We start from the raw sequence: 14,772 nt of genomic DNA, 5'->3' as shown, positions 1-14,772 counted from the left end.
CGGCACGGCCGGCCAGAATCAGTCAGGCGCGCCAACGCCAGCGGGCCAGGGCCTTGATGACTTTCATCCAGAGTTTGCGGGTGACCACCACGATGGCGTTTCCAGAAGGGGGTTGAACAGCGTCGGGCAACGTTATCCCACCGGCCAGATCCAGGCAACCGGGAATTAGTTTGCGCAAATCGTCGATCACCAGAGCCGGCGATTCCTCGGCAATCGGCCGGCCATGGTTGTAGCCGTAACTCAGCGCCACACACTTGACCCCCGCTGCTTTCGCCGCCTGCACATCGCTGCGCGAGTCGCCGACGAACAACGATTGCGAGGCCGGAATGTTGGCCATTTTCATCACGAAAAACAGCGCCGCCGGGTCAGGCTTCTTCTGCGGCAGGGTATCGCCGCCGATGATCCACTTGAAGTAGCGGCCGATTTTCATCTGATCGAGCAGCGGCGCGACGAAGCGCTCCGGCTTGTTGGTGATCAACGCCATGGCCACGCCTTGTTTGTGCAGCCACTTGAGCGTGTCGCGCACACCGGGATAGACCACGGTCAGTTCATGGCTGGCGCCGTACGCCTCCATGAAAATCTCCAGTGCGCGCTCGGCTTCAGCGTCGTCCACTGCCGAGTGATCGATACCACCCGCCAAGGCCCGACGCACCAGCACCGGCGCGCCATTGCCGACCCATTCGCGCACCGCTTCGATACCTGCCGGCGGACGGCCGAGGGAGAGCAGCATGGTGTCCACCGCCGCTGCCAGGTCGGGAACCGAATCGATCAGCGTGCCATCCAGATCGAACATCACCAACCGTGGCAACTGCCCCGGGAACAACTGCTCAAAACCGCTCATGGGCGCGCCAGTGCCAGTTCGGAACGCATCTTGTCGATGACTTCCTGATAGTTTGGCGCGTTGAAAATGGCCGAGCCGGCGACGAAGGTATCGGCGCCAGCAGCGGCAATTTCGCGGATGTTGTTGACGTTGACGCCGCCGTCGATTTCCAGACGGATGTCGCGACCGGAAGCGTCGATGATCGCCCGCGCTTCACGCAATTTGTCGAGGGTGCCGGGAATGAACTTCTGCCCACCGAAGCCCGGGTTGACGCTCATCAGCAGGACCATGTCGACCTTGTCGATCACGTACTTGAGCACGTCCAGCGGGGTCGCCGGGTTGAACACCAGACCGGATTTGCAACCACCTTCGCGGATCAGTTGCAGCGAGCGATCGACGTGCAAAGTGGCTTCCGGGTGGAAGGTGATGTAAGTCGCGCCGGCTTCGATGAAGTCGCCGACGATGCGGTCCACCGGGCTGACCATCAGGTGCGCGTCGATCGGCGCGGTGACGCCGTACTTGCGCAGCGCCGCGCAGACCATCGGGCCGATCGTCAGGTTGGGCACGTAGTGGTTGTCCATGACATCGAAGTGGACGAAGTCGGCGCCGGCGGCGAGAACGTTGTCCACTTCCTCGCCGAGGCGGGCGAAGTCGGCGGAGAGGATCGACGGAGCAATTACGAAGGGCTGCATGACGCACCTGTGCTGAGCTAAATCACGATGGCGCGCATTGTATACCTCAAGTTTCCACGCGCGCACCGGGACCGCGATGATTGGGTTGTGCCATGTGCCCTCAGCGCCCGCGCCTCAGTAAGCCGCGCGGTAGATCTTCTCGATGTCGCCGGCGCTGAGTTTGCGCGGGTTGTTGCGCATCAAGCGCTCGATGCCGACGGCCTCCACGGCCATCGCCGGAATTGCTTCCTCAGGCACGCCAAAACTGCGCAGTCCGGCAGGGATTTCCACCGCCGCGCACAGGTCGGTCATGGCCTGCACGGCTTTGTCCGCGGCTTCGCTGGCGCTCAGATGCGCGGTCCTCACGCCCATGGCTTCGGCAATATCCTGCATGCGTTCGACACAGGCCATTTTGTTCCAGGTCATCACATAGGGCAGCAGCAAGGCGTTGCTGACACCGTGGGCAATGTTGAAGCGCCCGCCCAGCGGATACGCCAACGCATGCACCGCACCGACCCCGGCGTTACCGAACGCCATGCCGGCCATGAGGCTGGCGGTGGCCATGTCTTCGCGCGCTTGCAGGTTGGCGCCGTTGGCGTAGGCCTTGGGCAAGGCGTTGGCGATCAGCTTTATCGCGCCAATGGCGAGGGAGTCGGTGATCGGCGAGGCGTTCACCGACAGATAGGATTCGATAGCGTGCACCAGTGCATCGACGCCACTGGCAGCAGTGACGCTGCGCGGACAGGTCAGGGTCATCTGCGGGCTGACCAGCGCCACATCCGGTAGGAGATAGTCGCTGACGATGCCTTTCTTCAACTGCGCGACCTTGTCGGAGAGGATCGCCACGTTGGTGACTTCGGAACCAGTGCCGGCGGTGGTGGGGATGGCGATCAGCGGCGGGCCTTTGCGCGGGACTTGGTCGACGCCGAACAGATCCTCCAGCGCGCCGTGATATCCGGCGTAGGCGGCGACACTTTTGGCAATATCGATGGCGCTGCCACCGCCAAGGCCGATCAAACCGTCATGCCCGCCTTCGCGATAGGCGCGCATGCAGTCTTCGACGATGGCGATTTCCGGATCGGGCAGTACACGGTCGAAAATCTCGTACTCGCGCCCGCCGAGTTGCACCAGCGCCAGTTCGACAGTACCGGACTTGACCAGCGCGGCGTCGGTGACGATCAGCGGGTTATCGATGTCCAGACGGGTGAGTTCGGCGGCCAGTTGTTCGATGGCTGCGGCGCCGGTGATCAGTTTATGAGCGATTTTGAACTGGGACAGACTCATGGTGCGCAGCCTCTTATAGATGTGGGAGCTGGGCACAAGATTAGCTGGGGATTTGGGGTTGTCTGCTATTCAGGGTGTGAATGGTTGATCGGATAGGAAGATCAAGAGCCCCTCACCCTAACCCTCTCCCGGAGGGAGAGGGGACTGACGGGGTTGTACTCTCGAAATACATCGACCTGAATTACCGAGTCGAACTCCGGCCGCGAAAGCCTCGAAGATCTGCTCCCTTCCCCCTCGCCCCCTTGGGGAGAGGGCTGGGGTGAGGGGTGGCTTTTGACCTTGATCTCAGACCTGCGCAGTACGCAGTTTCTCGCTGCGCCCGCGCAGCCATTCCAGGGTCAGCAGCAGAATCACCGAGAAGGCAATCAGCAACGTCGCAGCAGCCGCAATCGTCGGGCTGAGGTTTTCGCGAATCCCGCTGAACATCTGCCGAGGCAATGTCGCCTGCTCAGGCCCGGCGAGAAACAGCGTCACCACCACTTCATCGAAAGAAGTCGCAAAGGCAAACAGCGCCCCGGAAATCACTCCCGGCGCAATCAGCGGCAAGGTCACCCGGCGGAACGCCGTCAGGGGTGAAGCACCGAGACTCGCAGCAGCACGCACCAGGTTGTGATTGAAACCCTGCAACGTTGCCGAAACGGTGATGATCACAAACGGCACACCCAATACCGCATGCACGACGATCAGCGAGAAGAAGCTGTTACCCAGCCCCAGTGGCGCGAAGAACAGATAGCTGGCCACGCCAATGATCACCACCGGCACCACCATCGGCGAAATCACCAGCGCCATCACCAGCGACTTGCCGGGGAAGTCGCCACGGGTCAGGCCGATCGCCGCCAGGGTGCCGAAGATCATCGCCAGCACCGTCGCCGCCGGGGCGACGATGATGCTGTTCTTCAGCGCGCGCATCCATTCCGCCGAGGCGAAGAAGTCGTGGTACCACTGCAGCGAGAAACCCTGCAGCGGGTACACCAGAAAACTCCCGGAGTTGAACGACAGCGGCACGATCACCAGCACCGGCAGGATAAGGAACAACAGAATCAGGCCGCAGAGAATCCGCAGGCTGTAGAACCACACCCGTTCGATGGGCGACATGTAAGGACTCAGCATCGCAAATTCCCCTTAGCTCAGGCGCAGGCGACTGGCGCCGACCAGCCAGCTGTAGATCAGATAAAGCACCACGGTCGCCAGCAACAGCAAGCCGCCGAGCGCGGTGGCCATGCCCCAGTTGATGCTGGTGTTGGTGTAGAAAGCGACGAAGTAGCTGACCATTTGGTCGTTCGGGCTGCCGAGCAGCGCCGGGGTGATGTAGTAGCCGATGGCGAGGATGAACACCAACAGGCAGCCGGCGCCAACGCCGGCGTAGGTCTGCGGGAAGTACACCCGCCAGAAACTGGCGAACGGGTGACAGCCGAGGGAAATCGCCGCGCGCATGTAGGTCGGCGAGATGCCTTTCATCACGCTGTAGATCGGCAGAATCATGAACGGCAGCAGGATGTGCACCATCGAGATGTACACGCCGGTGCGGTTGAACACCAGTTCCAGCGGTTTATCGATGATGCCCATGGCCATCAGGCCACTGTTGATCAGACCACCCGATTGCAGCAGTACGATCCACGCGGCGACGCGCACCAGAATCGAAGTCCAGAACGGCAGCAGCACCAGAATCATCAGCAGGTTGCTTTGCCGCGACGGCAGGTTCGCCAGCAAGTAAGCCAGCGGATAAGCCAGCAACAGGCAGATCACCGTGATGACCAGGCCCATCCAGAACGTGCGGGCGAAGATGTCGAGGTAGATCGCCTGATCCGGAGTGGCCGGGGCGATTTCGCCGAGGTCGTCGATACGGTGATCGACGGACGCCAGCAAGTAGTAAGGGGTGATGCTGCTGGTGTTGCGTTTGACCGCTTGCCAGTAGGCCGGGTCGCCCCAACGTTCGTCGAGAGCTTCCAGCGCTTCTTTATAGGATGCCGGTTCGCTGGCGAAGGGCAGCGCCCGGGCGGTTTTGGTCAGCAGGCTGCGATAGCCGGCCAACTCCATGTTCAAGCGCTTGGACAGATCGCCCAGCGTCTGGTTTTTGCGCGCTTCGGCGAGGTCTTCGCCGGCGGCTTTGTAGACGGGTTCAGCGGGCAGGCCGCGGCCGTCCCAACTGGCGATGGCCGCCACGGTGCGCGGCATGCCGCCAACCACTTCCGGGTTGCCGACGCTTTTATAGAGCAGCGCCACGATCGGCACCAGAAACACCAGCAGCAGAAACAGCACCAGCGGCGCAATCAGTGCCTGGGCCTTCCAGCGGTTGACCCGCTCGGCGTGCTTGAGCTTCTGCTTCAAGGTGGGGCTGGTGCCCTCGTTCAGGGGAACGGCGATGGCCATGACGTACTCCGCAAATCTTTGATCGTTACAGAGGTGGCGAACCACCTCTGTTGCGTTGAAACACTGCTACCTGTGGGAACGAGCCTTCCTGTGGCAGCGAGCCTTTGTGGCGAGGGGATTTATCCCCGTTCGGCTGCGCAGCAGTCGTAAAACCTGAGAATGCGGTTTACCTGACCCACCGAGCGGGTATGGCTTCGGGGCTGCTTCGCAACCCGACGGGGATAAATCCCCTCACCACAAAAGCCCCCTTGCCATCTCCATACAGGTAAATAAGTGGTTATTTCGCCGCCCAGGAATTGAAACGCTGTTCCAGTTGCTCGCCGTTGTCAGCCCAGAAGCTGACGTCGATCTGCACCTGGTTGGCGATGTTTTCCGGGGTGGTCGGCATGTCTTTCAGGACATCCTTGGCCAGCAGCGGCACGGCTTGGGTGTTGGCCGGGCCGTAGGCGATGTTTTCCGAGTAGGTCTTTTGCTGCTGCGGCTGCACCGAGAAGGCGATGAATTTCTTCGCCGCTTCCGCGCGTTTGGCATCCAGACCTTTCGGGATGGCCCAGGCGTCGAAGTCGTAGATGCCGCCGTTCCACACCACTTTCAGGTTGGATTCTTTCTGCACCGCCGCAATGCGACCGTTGTACGCCGAGCTCATCACCACGTCACCGGAAGCGAGGTATTGCGGCGGTTGTGCACCGGCTTCCCACCACTGAATGCTTGGCTTGAGCTCATCGAGTTTCTTGAACGCGCGATCCTGGCCACCCTTGCTTGCCAGCTCTTTGTAGACGTCTTTCGGCGCCACACCGTCGGCCATCAAAGCGAATTCGAGGGTGTACTTGGCGCCTTTGCGCAGGCCGCGCTTGCCCGGGAATTTCTTGGTGTCCCAGAAATCCGCCCAACTGGTCGGCGCGGTTTTCAGCTTGTCAGCGTTGTAAGCCAGTACGGTCGACCAGACGAAGAAACCTACGCCGCACGGCTGAATGGCGCCTTTGACGTAGTCTTCGGTCTTGCCGAACAGGGCCGGGTCGAGTTGCTCGAACATATCTTCGTCGCAACCCCGAGACAGCTCTGGCGATTCAACTTCGACCAGATCCCACGACACGCTCTTGGTGTCGACCATGGCTTTGACCTTGGCCATCTCGCCGTTGTATTCGCCAGCGACGATCTTGCCGTTACCCGCCGCTTCCCACGGTGCATAGAAGGCTTTGACTTGCGCCGCCTTGTTCGCCCCGCCAAACGACACCACGGTCAAGTCCGGGCCGGCGGCCATTGCGCCGGTCGCACCCATCAGGCCCAGAGTCAGGGCGGTGAACTTCAGGGATCTCAACATTTATTGTTCTCTCCACGTGCAGGGTTGGTGTTGGTATTGCCGGGGCGCTTAGTGCGCCTCTAAAAGCGGATCGAGCGCACGAACGTGCTCGACCTGCCAGCCAAGCGGTACCACGTCGCCGACGCTGAGCGCAGGATCGAGCTCGGCAATCGGTTGTTTCACGAAGAAGTCGGTCTTGCCGCAGACTTCCAGGCGCACCCGGACGTGGTCGCCCAGATAGATGAATTCCGCCACCCTCCCTGAGAAGCGGTTGACGCATTGATCGCTCGAACCGTTGAGGCTGACGCGCTCCGGACGGATCGACAGGGTCACCGGCTCGCCGGTCTGGCCAACGTTGACTGCCAGTGCCTCGACCTTTTCGCCACGACCCAACTCGACCACGCAGCGCTCGCCGCTCTGGCTGAGCAGGCGACCGTTGAGGCGGTTGTTCTCGCCAATGAAGTTGGCGACAAAGGTGTTTTTCGGCTCTTCGTAGAGCGTGCGCGGCGGCGCAATCTGCTGAATCTCGCCTTGATGGAACACGGCAACGCGGTCGGACATGGTCAGTGCTTCACCCTGATCGTGGGTCACGTAGACCACGGTCACGCCGAGGCGCTGGTGCAGGTGCTTGATCTCCATCTGCATGTGTTCACGCAGTTGTTTGTCGAGGGCGCCCAGCGGTTCGTCCATCAGTACCAGTTGCGGCTCGAACACCAACGCGCGGGCCAGTGCCACACGCTGCTGCTGACCGCCGGACAACTGCGCCGGATAGCGCGAAGCGAAGGCATCGAGCTGAACCATGCTGAGGACTTTCTTCACCCGCTCGCTGACATCGCTTTTGTTCAAGCCGCGCACGGTCAACGGGAAAGCAAGGTTCTCCGCGACAGTCATGTGCGGAAACAGCGCGTAGTTCTGGAACACCATGCCGATATCGCGCTTGTGCGGCGGTACGTTGTTGATCGAACGCCCGGACAGAAGGATTTCACCGGCGGTCGGCGTTTCGAAACCGGCGAGCATCATCAGGCTGGTGGTCTTGCCGGAACCGGACGGCCCGAGCAGGGTAAGAAATTCGCCCTTGCGAATGTCCAGGTTGAGGTCTTTGACGATCAGGTTCTCGCCGTCGTAGCTCTTCTGCACACCACGAAAGCTGACCAGCACATCACTGGTCCCTGCGCTTGTATCGACCTGGCTCATACCCACACCTTTGTTGTTGATGACTGCTTGTTCATCAAGCCTAGTGGCTGGCGGCGGCCACGCAAATCGGGGTGCAGGAGAGAATCGCTTAAGCGCAATGGAAGGTTGGGGGTAGGGAATGCCCTACAAGGATGGCGCGTTTGGGCAAACGCAGCGGCAAGGGGCAAGCTGCAAGCCGCTAGTAAAGGCAAAAGCGTCTGTCGCTAATGGATATGCCAACTCCGAACCTGTGGGAGCGAGCCTGCTCGCGAATGCGGTGGGTCATCAAACTGAATGGCTGACTGTTACGCCGCCTTCGCGAGCAGGCTCGCTCCCACATGAGGGCGGTGACGGTCAAAGGAGTTTGTGCTCCATCGCATATTTCACCAGCTCCGCCAGCGAGGTGATGTTGAGCTTCTGCATCAGCCGCGCCTTGTGCGTGCTGATGGTCTTGCTGCTCAAGGCCAGTTGCTGGGCGATATCGTTGACGTTGGCGCCTTGGGCCAGGCGTTCGAACACCGAGAATTCGCGTTCTGACAACAGCGAATGCAGCGGCCGGGTATCGGTCAGGCCGACTTCGAAGACCATGCGGTCGGCCAGTTCCGGGTCAATGTAACGCCCGCCCGCCGCAACTTTGCGGATCGCCGTGAGCAGCAGCGCCGGATCGCTGTCCTTGGTCGCATACCCGGCCGCGCCGACCTTCAAGGCGCGCGCGGCCATTTGCGCTTCGTCGTGCATCGACAGCACCAGAATCGCCGGCGGATTGTTCAGCGCCCGAATGCGCGGGATCGCTTCCAGGCCGTTGACGCCGGGCATGGAGATGTCCAGCAGCACCACCTCGCACGGCACGCTGCGCAGGGTTTCGAGCAGTTGCTCGCCATTGCTCGCCTCCCCCACTACTTGCAGATCCTTGGCCAGGCCGATCAATTGCTTGATGCCCTCGCGGACGATGGTGTGGTCTTCGGCTACCAGTACACGGATCACGTTTTTCTCCAGATTTCAGGTACACACCAGTCCCTGTGGGAGCGAGCCTGCTCGCGAAGGCGTCAGCACTCACAATACAAAACCTCAGACCTCACTTACCGGCACCCACACTTGAAGACTGGTGCCCTCCCCCGGCTCACTCACCAGCTCCAGCCGCCCGCCCATGATCAGCACCCGCTCACGCATGCCAACCAGACCAAACGACGTCGGCCTACCCTCGGCCGCGACAAATCCTACGCCATCATCGCTGACGGTCAGACACAATTCATCGCCCGCAAGCTCCAGCGTCAACTCCACCGTGTGCGCCTGAGCATGGCGCATCACGTTGGTCAGTGCCTCCTGCAAAATCCGGAACAGCCCCACCGCTTTGGCATCGCTGAGCGCCGGCAGGTTGTCCGGCACCTGCACCAGACACGGAATCTGCGTGCGTGCCTCGAAGCGTCGTGCCTGCCACTCGATCGCCGAGGCAATCCCGGCATCGAGAATCGGCGGACGCAACGCCGTCGCCACATCGCGCACCAGCTGAAACAACTGCGCGATCAGGCGCTTCATGCTGTTGAGCCGCTCGTTCAGACCCGGATCGAGTTGCGCGTAGGCCAGTTCGCACATCGATGTCTCCAGTTTCAGCACGGTGAGCATCTGCCCCAGCTCATCATGAACTTCCCGGGCGATGCGCGCCTTCTCTTCTTCACGCACGCTTTCCAGGTGCGCCGACAGTTCGCGCAGTTGCTCGCGCGAGGCCGCCAGTTCCAGCTCGATGCGTTTGCTTTCGCTGATGTCCCAGACGATGCCGTCCCACACATAGGCTCCGTCCTCCAACTGGCGGGTGATTGCCTTGATCTCGGCCCAGCGCTGCTCACCCTGGCGCGTGACGATGCGGCCCTGCCACGACCAGTCGCTGTCAGTGTCCAGCGCCTGATCCTGGGTACGGTGATAACTGGCCCTGTCATCGGGGTGCACCAGGCTGCGCAAGCCCATGTCGCGATGAGCGATGGCTGCCGGCGCATAACCGACCAGACTTTCGCTGCCTTCGCTGATGTAGGCAAAGTCGATCTGCCCGGTGACCGGTGCCCGCTCCAGCCTGAACACCAGACCCGGAACGTTGGCGGCGATGCCTTGCAGGCGCGCCTCGCTTTCCTGCAAAGCGGCGAGCGCGCGGCGGCGGTCGGTGACGTCGGTGAGGTAGACCACCAGATATTCACTGTCGCGAAAACGCAGAAAACTCAAAGACACGTCGGCCGGCAGCACGCTGCCATCGGCGCGCAGGCAGCTGGTTTCGAAGCTCAGCGGCCCTTCTTCACTGGCCCGCGCACGCTTCCACAGATTGAGCCAGCGATCCATGTGCAGGCCGGGCTCGAAATCGATCAGTGGCCGTTCGATCAGCCCGCCCGAGGGATAGCCGAGCATGTTTTCCGCTGCGCGGTTGGCGTAGCGCACATGGCTGTCCCAATTGACCCAGAGGATGCCGACGGTGCTTTGATCGATGGAAAACTGCGTCAGCCGCAGCGCCTCTTCACTGGCCGCGCGCAACGCAATGTCTTCGCGGGCGCTGAGCAGGCGTTGTTCGAGGCTGTGCTGTTGGCGCCGCTGCCAGACCACGATTGCCGCGCAACTGAGCAGCATCACCGCGAACAACAGGCTGAGGTTCTGCCAGAACCCCGGCGACTCGGTCAGCCGTGGGTATTTCGGCTGCAGCCATTGGTTGTGCAGTTGTTCCAGGTCCTTGGCCGGTATTGCGCGCAAGGCGCTCTGGACAATGCCGGCCAGCTCCGGCCAATCGCGGCGCGAGGCCACACGCAGCAGCTGCGGCAGGCCGATATCGCCAACCACCACCAGTTCGGCAAACTCCGGTTCCACCGACAGACGCCCCAACTGCGCTTCGTCGACCACCGCGTAGGAGGCTTGCTGACTCAACAGCAGCTGCAAGGCCTGACGCTCCAACGGCACACCTTGCAAATTCAAGTGCGGATAATTGCTGCGCAGGTAATCGGCGGTGCTGCTCGGCATACGCACGGCGACGCGGGTCTGGCTGTCGAGCTTTTCCAGATCGACCGCGCCGCTGCTTTTCTGATCGCTGACCACCAATTGCGGGACGCGCATGTACGGGTCGGAAAACTGCCAGAGACGCAGCGCGCTCGGGGTCTGGCTGAGGCCCGGAGCGATGTCGATCTCGCCCTCGCGCAAAGCGTTTTCCAACTGCCCGAGATCCTGAAAGTTGCGCCAGCTCAGTTCCACGCCGAGGGTTTTGGCCAGCAGTTTCATCAACTCGACATTGGCCCCGGACAATCGCTGCAGGCGCCGATCGTAGGTCGCGTAGGGCGCCTGCAAGACCAGGCCGACGCGCAATTCGTTGTGCTGCGCCAGCCATTGCTGCTGCTCTGGCGACAATTGCGCGGCATGGCCCGGCGGCGCAGGCGCCGCCCAGCCCATCAAGGGAAACCACAAACAGCCGATAACCCACAGGCAGCAAAATCGCTTCATTGAAGTCTCATACACTGACAAATTCTGACCAACCCATTAGGCTGCCGGGATACTTTCTGGCCTGGAATAACCGATGCCCTCTGTCTACCGCCTGGCACTGCCAGCATTGTGCCTGTCGCTGATCCTGCCTTGTGCGTTTTCCGCCGAAGCCGCCGACCCGGCGCCCGCCGCCACGGATAAACCCGCCGAGGAAAAACCGGCCGAGCGCCAGCCACTACTTGAGCGTAGTCAGGAAGAGGCCGCCGCACTGCAACGTAAACTGCCGGCGCAAGAGCAGCAACAACTGCAGGCTGGCAGCGACACTTTCCTCGCCCTGTGGAAACCGGCCAACAGCGCCGAACCCAAAGGCGCGGTGATCATCGTTCCCGGTGCCGGCGAAACCGCTGACTGGCCGCAGGCAGTTGGCCCGTTGCGAGGCAAATTGCCGGATGCCGAGTGGAGCAGCCTGAGTATCACCCTGCCGGATCTGCAAAGCGACGCCATTGCTCCGCGCGTAATCGAACCGGCCGCCGCGCCGAAAGCCCCGGAAACCACAAGCAAAGACGCCACCACCGCACAACCGATCGAACAGGCCGCTGGTGGGGAAGCGGAAGTTGCCGAACAGGTAGTGGCCGAGACCAGCGAAGAACAAACCAAAGCCGACGCCGAGCGCATTTTCGGACGCATCGACGCAGCGATTGCCTACGCCGAACAGCAGAGCGCGCGCAGCATTGTCGTGCTCGGTCACGGCACCGGCGCCTACTGGGCGGCGCGTTTTCTCAGTGAGAGACAAACGCCTCAGGTGGAGAAACTGGTGATGGTCGATGCGCAAGTCCCGACCAAAGCCCTGCCGCCACTCGCCGAACTGACGCCGACGCTGAAGCTGCCGACGGTGGATATTTTCTATATGGACAGAGCGCTGGATCGCAACGCGGCGCTGGAGCGCATGCAGGCGAGCAAGCGCCTGAAGACCTCGGCGTTCAGCCAGGTGGCGCTGAAGGTGTTGCCGGACAAGAAGGCTGAGCAGGAACAATTGTTTCGGCGGGTGCGGGGCTGGTTGAATCCTCAGGCTGTTGACTGACTGTCACACCGAATCGCCCTTAATTCGCGAGCAGGCTCGCTCCCACATTGGATCTATGCACAATTCAATGTGGGAGCGAGCCTGCTCGCGAAGGGGCAAGCACAAGCAACACCCATCTAACTTCTAGCGAAAATCCCGCCGCTCGCGAATCAGCGTATAGGCGCTATGCAATTCCCGCGTCCGCTCGGTCGCGTCACGCACCTGCGCCGGGGTCGCGCCGCTGCCGGCGATCTTGTCCGGGTGATGGCGACTGAGCAATCGCCGGTAAGCGCGCTTGATCTGTGCCGGCTCGCTGCTCGCCGACACCCCAAGCAGCTTCATCGCCTCCTGATAGCTCACTGCCGCACTGACGATCGGCCGCTTGCCCGGCTCGTAATCGCTGGCCAGCGCTTGCACCTGCTGCGACGTCCAGCCGAGCCACTTGCCCCACTGCGCCAGCAACTCGCGTTCGCTGACCCCGGCGCGACCATCAGCCCAAACCATTCGCCAACAGGCGCGCAACACACCTTCGGCCGCGTGCGGTTGCGCACTCAAACGACGCAGATAGCCGCGCAGATTGTCGCTGCCGGACTTGCCGCGATTGAACGCGGCAATCGCCCGTCGAGTCGCCGGTTCGCTCATTTCCAATGCGCGCATTTCATTGCGCGCCTGCTGGATATGCCCGTCAGTGACGCGCCCGTCGCTCTTGGCCAGACGCCCGAGCAACACGAACAGCAGTTCATCGTTGCGCAGCATCGGCCGGCCACCGAGCTTTTCGCGTAAGTGCCCCCAGCTCTGCAAGTGCAGGCGCCGATCCAGCGCCTGCCCCAACAACGCCCCAAGCATGGCCCCCGGAATGCTGGCAATCGCGTACCCCACTCCGGCTCCAATCAGAGTCCCTGGCCACAGCATCTCAGCGACTCGCTTCTATCAGGGCTTCGGCTTCGGCCAGACGCTCGTGGGTACCGACATCCACCCAATGCCCCTTCAGCCGCTCGCCCGTCACTTCATCTTTGGCCATGGCCTTGCGCAGCAGAGGCGCGAGCTTGAAGGCGCCATCGCTGCAACCATCGAACAACTGCGGATGCAGCACGGCGATGCCGCTGTAGGTCAGCGTCTGCGCATCAGGCTCGCCGTCCTGCACTTTGCCGTCGATGAGAGTGAAGTCGCCTTTCGGGTGATGCGCCGGATTGTCCGCCAGCACCAGATGCGCCAGGCCATTGATCGGCTGGTGCAGCACGCTGAAGTCGTAATCGGTCCAGATGTCGCCGTTGACCACCAGAAACGCATCGTCACCTAGTAACGGCAGCGCACGGAAAATCCCGCCACCGGTTTCCAGCGGCTCGCCTTCCGGCGAGTACTGGATGCTCAGGCCGAAACGCGAACCGTCACCCAGATGATCCTCTATCTGCTGACCGAGCCAGGCGTGGTTAATGACGATTTCGTTGAAGCCTGCAGCCGCGAGGGCGTGCAGGTGATACTCGATCAGCGGCACGCCAGCGGCCTGCACCAGCGGTTTCGGCGTGGTCAGGGTCAGCGGGCGCATACGCTCGCCTTTGCCCGCCGCCAGAATCATTGCCTTCATGCCGTCGCTCCAGCACGCAAGCTGCTGAACAGCGCTTGCAGCTCCGCCAGTTCAGGACGGCGGGCGATCACTGCTTCTATATAAGAGAAGAAGCGCGGCACATCGGCCAGATAACGCGGCTTGCCATCGCGATGGCAGATACGCGCGAAGATGCCGATGACTTTCAGGTGACGTTGCACGCCCATCAAGTCGCTGGCGCGCAGGAAGTCTTCGAAATCAGCTTGCACCGGAATGTCCAGTGCCGAGGCTTGCTGCCAATAACTTTCCAGCCAGCCGCGTACACGTTCTTCCGGCCAGCTGAGGAAAGCGTCCTTGAACAGGCAAGTCACGTCGTAGGTCACCGGGCCGTACACCGCGTCCTGGAAGTCCAGCACGCCAGGGTTCGGCTCGCTGAGCATCAGGTTGCGCGGCATGTAGTCGCGGTGCACCAGCACTTTCGGCTGCGCCAGCGCGCTGTCGATCAAGAGCTCGCTGATGTGCTGCCACTGTTGCTGCTGGGCCGCATCGAACTCGACGCCCAGCTCATGCTTGACGTACCACTCGGGGAACAACTCAAGCTCACGACGCAACAAGGCGACGTCGTAACTGGGCAACGGCGCAACCATCGGCAACTGTTGAAAAGCCAACAGCGCTTGCAGGGCATCGTGGAATAACGCGTCGGCATTTTCGCCATCGATGACGTCGAGATAGGTCTTGTTGCCCAGGTCATTGAGCAAAAGAAAACCGCGTTCGAGGTCTTCGGCGTAAATTTTCGGCACATTAATTCCGGATTTCGCCAGCAAAAAAGCGATATCCACGAACGGTTTGCAGTTTTCCTGGGGTGGCGGCGCGTCCATCACGACGAAGCTGCGACCATCGCCCTCCCAGCGGAAGTAGCGGCGGAAACTCGCGTCGCTGCTGGCCGCGGTCAACGTGGCCGGGGGCACGGTGCCCCAGCCCTGCTCGGCAAACAGCTTTGCCAACTGCTCATCGAGCCAAACTTTCAGGTGTTGCAAGCGTACATCTTGGTCAGGCATTGCAAGGGTCTCCGACGGCGCTAGCCGTCAAGCGGGTCATGCTTTATTA

At 61.6% G+C, this 14,772-nt stretch carries 13 protein-coding genes; 1 reads left to right on the top strand and 12 read right to left on the bottom strand.

Going from position 1 to position 14,772, the window contains the following annotated elements; translation table 11 throughout:
* Window positions 1-22: 22 nt before the first annotated feature.
* The 9 genes from J2Y39_RS18260 to J2Y39_RS18220 form a co-directional block, all read right to left on the bottom strand.
* Window positions 23-841 carry a phosphoglycolate phosphatase gene (locus J2Y39_RS18260; protein ID WP_041476686.1) on the bottom strand — a complete coding sequence of 273 codons (819 nt, stop codon included), beginning with the start codon at window positions 839-841 and terminating at the stop codon, window positions 23-25.
* A complete protein-coding gene (rpe, locus tag J2Y39_RS18255; RefSeq protein WP_007918813.1) occupies window positions 838-1,512 on the bottom strand; it encodes a ribulose-phosphate 3-epimerase in 675 nt (224 codons plus the stop codon). Before rpe ends, J2Y39_RS18260 begins: the two co-directional genes overlap by 4 nt.
* Window positions 1,513-1,626: 114 nt before the next feature.
* Window positions 1,627-2,775, bottom strand: coding sequence for an iron-containing alcohol dehydrogenase (locus J2Y39_RS18250; protein ID WP_310219030.1), 1,149 nt, complete (start codon window positions 2,773-2,775; stop codon window positions 1,627-1,629).
* A gap of 285 nt (window positions 2,776-3,060) precedes the next feature.
* On the bottom strand, window positions 3,061-3,885 hold the full coding sequence (locus tag J2Y39_RS18245) for an ABC transporter permease (RefSeq protein WP_093097808.1): 825 nt from the start codon (window positions 3,883-3,885) through the stop codon (window positions 3,061-3,063).
* Between the two features lie 12 nt (window positions 3,886-3,897).
* The gene (locus J2Y39_RS18240) at window positions 3,898-5,145 is read right to left on the bottom strand and encodes an ABC transporter permease (RefSeq protein WP_310219029.1); all 1,248 of its coding nucleotides are present in this window, start codon (window positions 5,143-5,145) and stop codon (window positions 3,898-3,900) included.
* 277 nt (window positions 5,146-5,422) lie between these two features.
* Window positions 5,423-6,466, bottom strand: a complete 1,044-nt coding sequence (locus tag J2Y39_RS18235) for an ABC transporter substrate-binding protein (RefSeq protein ID WP_016772907.1) — start codon at window positions 6,464-6,466, stop codon at window positions 5,423-5,425.
* A gap of 48 nt (window positions 6,467-6,514) precedes the next feature.
* On the bottom strand, window positions 6,515-7,639 hold the full coding sequence (locus J2Y39_RS18230) for an ABC transporter ATP-binding protein (RefSeq protein ID WP_041476689.1): 1,125 nt from the start codon (window positions 7,637-7,639) through the stop codon (window positions 6,515-6,517).
* Between the two features lie 333 nt (window positions 7,640-7,972).
* A complete protein-coding gene (locus J2Y39_RS18225) occupies window positions 7,973-8,602 on the bottom strand; it encodes a response regulator transcription factor (protein WP_003228820.1) in 630 nt (209 codons plus the stop codon).
* A gap of 84 nt (window positions 8,603-8,686) precedes the next feature.
* On the bottom strand, window positions 8,687-11,083 hold the full coding sequence (locus J2Y39_RS18220; RefSeq protein ID WP_310219027.1) for a PAS domain S-box protein: 2,397 nt from the start codon (window positions 11,081-11,083) through the stop codon (window positions 8,687-8,689).
* A gap of 73 nt (window positions 11,084-11,156) precedes the next feature.
* Here J2Y39_RS18220 and J2Y39_RS18215 point away from each other — a divergent pair, with 73 nt between their 5' ends.
* Complete coding sequence (locus J2Y39_RS18215) at window positions 11,157-12,143, top strand: alpha/beta hydrolase family protein (RefSeq protein WP_310219025.1); 987 nt, start codon at window positions 11,157-11,159, stop codon at window positions 12,141-12,143.
* 123 nt (window positions 12,144-12,266) lie between these two features.
* Here the strand turns inward: J2Y39_RS18215 and J2Y39_RS18210 are convergent, their stop codons facing one another.
* Genes J2Y39_RS18210 through J2Y39_RS18200 form a run of 3 tightly spaced genes read right to left on the bottom strand, consistent with a single transcriptional unit; the run spans window position 12,267 to window position 14,723 of the window.
* A complete protein-coding gene (locus J2Y39_RS18210) occupies window positions 12,267-13,034 on the bottom strand; it encodes a TerB family tellurite resistance protein (RefSeq protein WP_056786687.1) in 768 nt (255 codons plus the stop codon).
* Between the two features lies 1 nt (window position 13,035).
* Window positions 13,036-13,707: an N-acetylmuramate alpha-1-phosphate uridylyltransferase MurU gene (murU, locus tag J2Y39_RS18205; RefSeq protein ID WP_310219023.1), complete on the bottom strand. Its 672-nt coding sequence runs from the start codon at window positions 13,705-13,707 to the stop codon at window positions 13,036-13,038.
* Window positions 13,704-14,723, bottom strand: coding sequence for an aminoglycoside phosphotransferase family protein (locus J2Y39_RS18200; RefSeq protein WP_095181413.1), 1,020 nt, complete (start codon window positions 14,721-14,723; stop codon window positions 13,704-13,706). The genes murU and J2Y39_RS18200 overlap by 4 nt, the downstream gene beginning before the upstream one ends.
* Window positions 14,724-14,772 lie beyond the last annotated feature (49 nt).

Source organism: Pseudomonas sp. 2957 (assembly GCF_031456345.1).
Taxonomy (GTDB): domain Bacteria; phylum Pseudomonadota; class Gammaproteobacteria; order Pseudomonadales; family Pseudomonadaceae; genus Aquipseudomonas; species Aquipseudomonas siliginis.
Note: the sequence above shows the minus strand (reverse complement) of the source record. Positions and strands in the feature narration are given on the sequence as shown.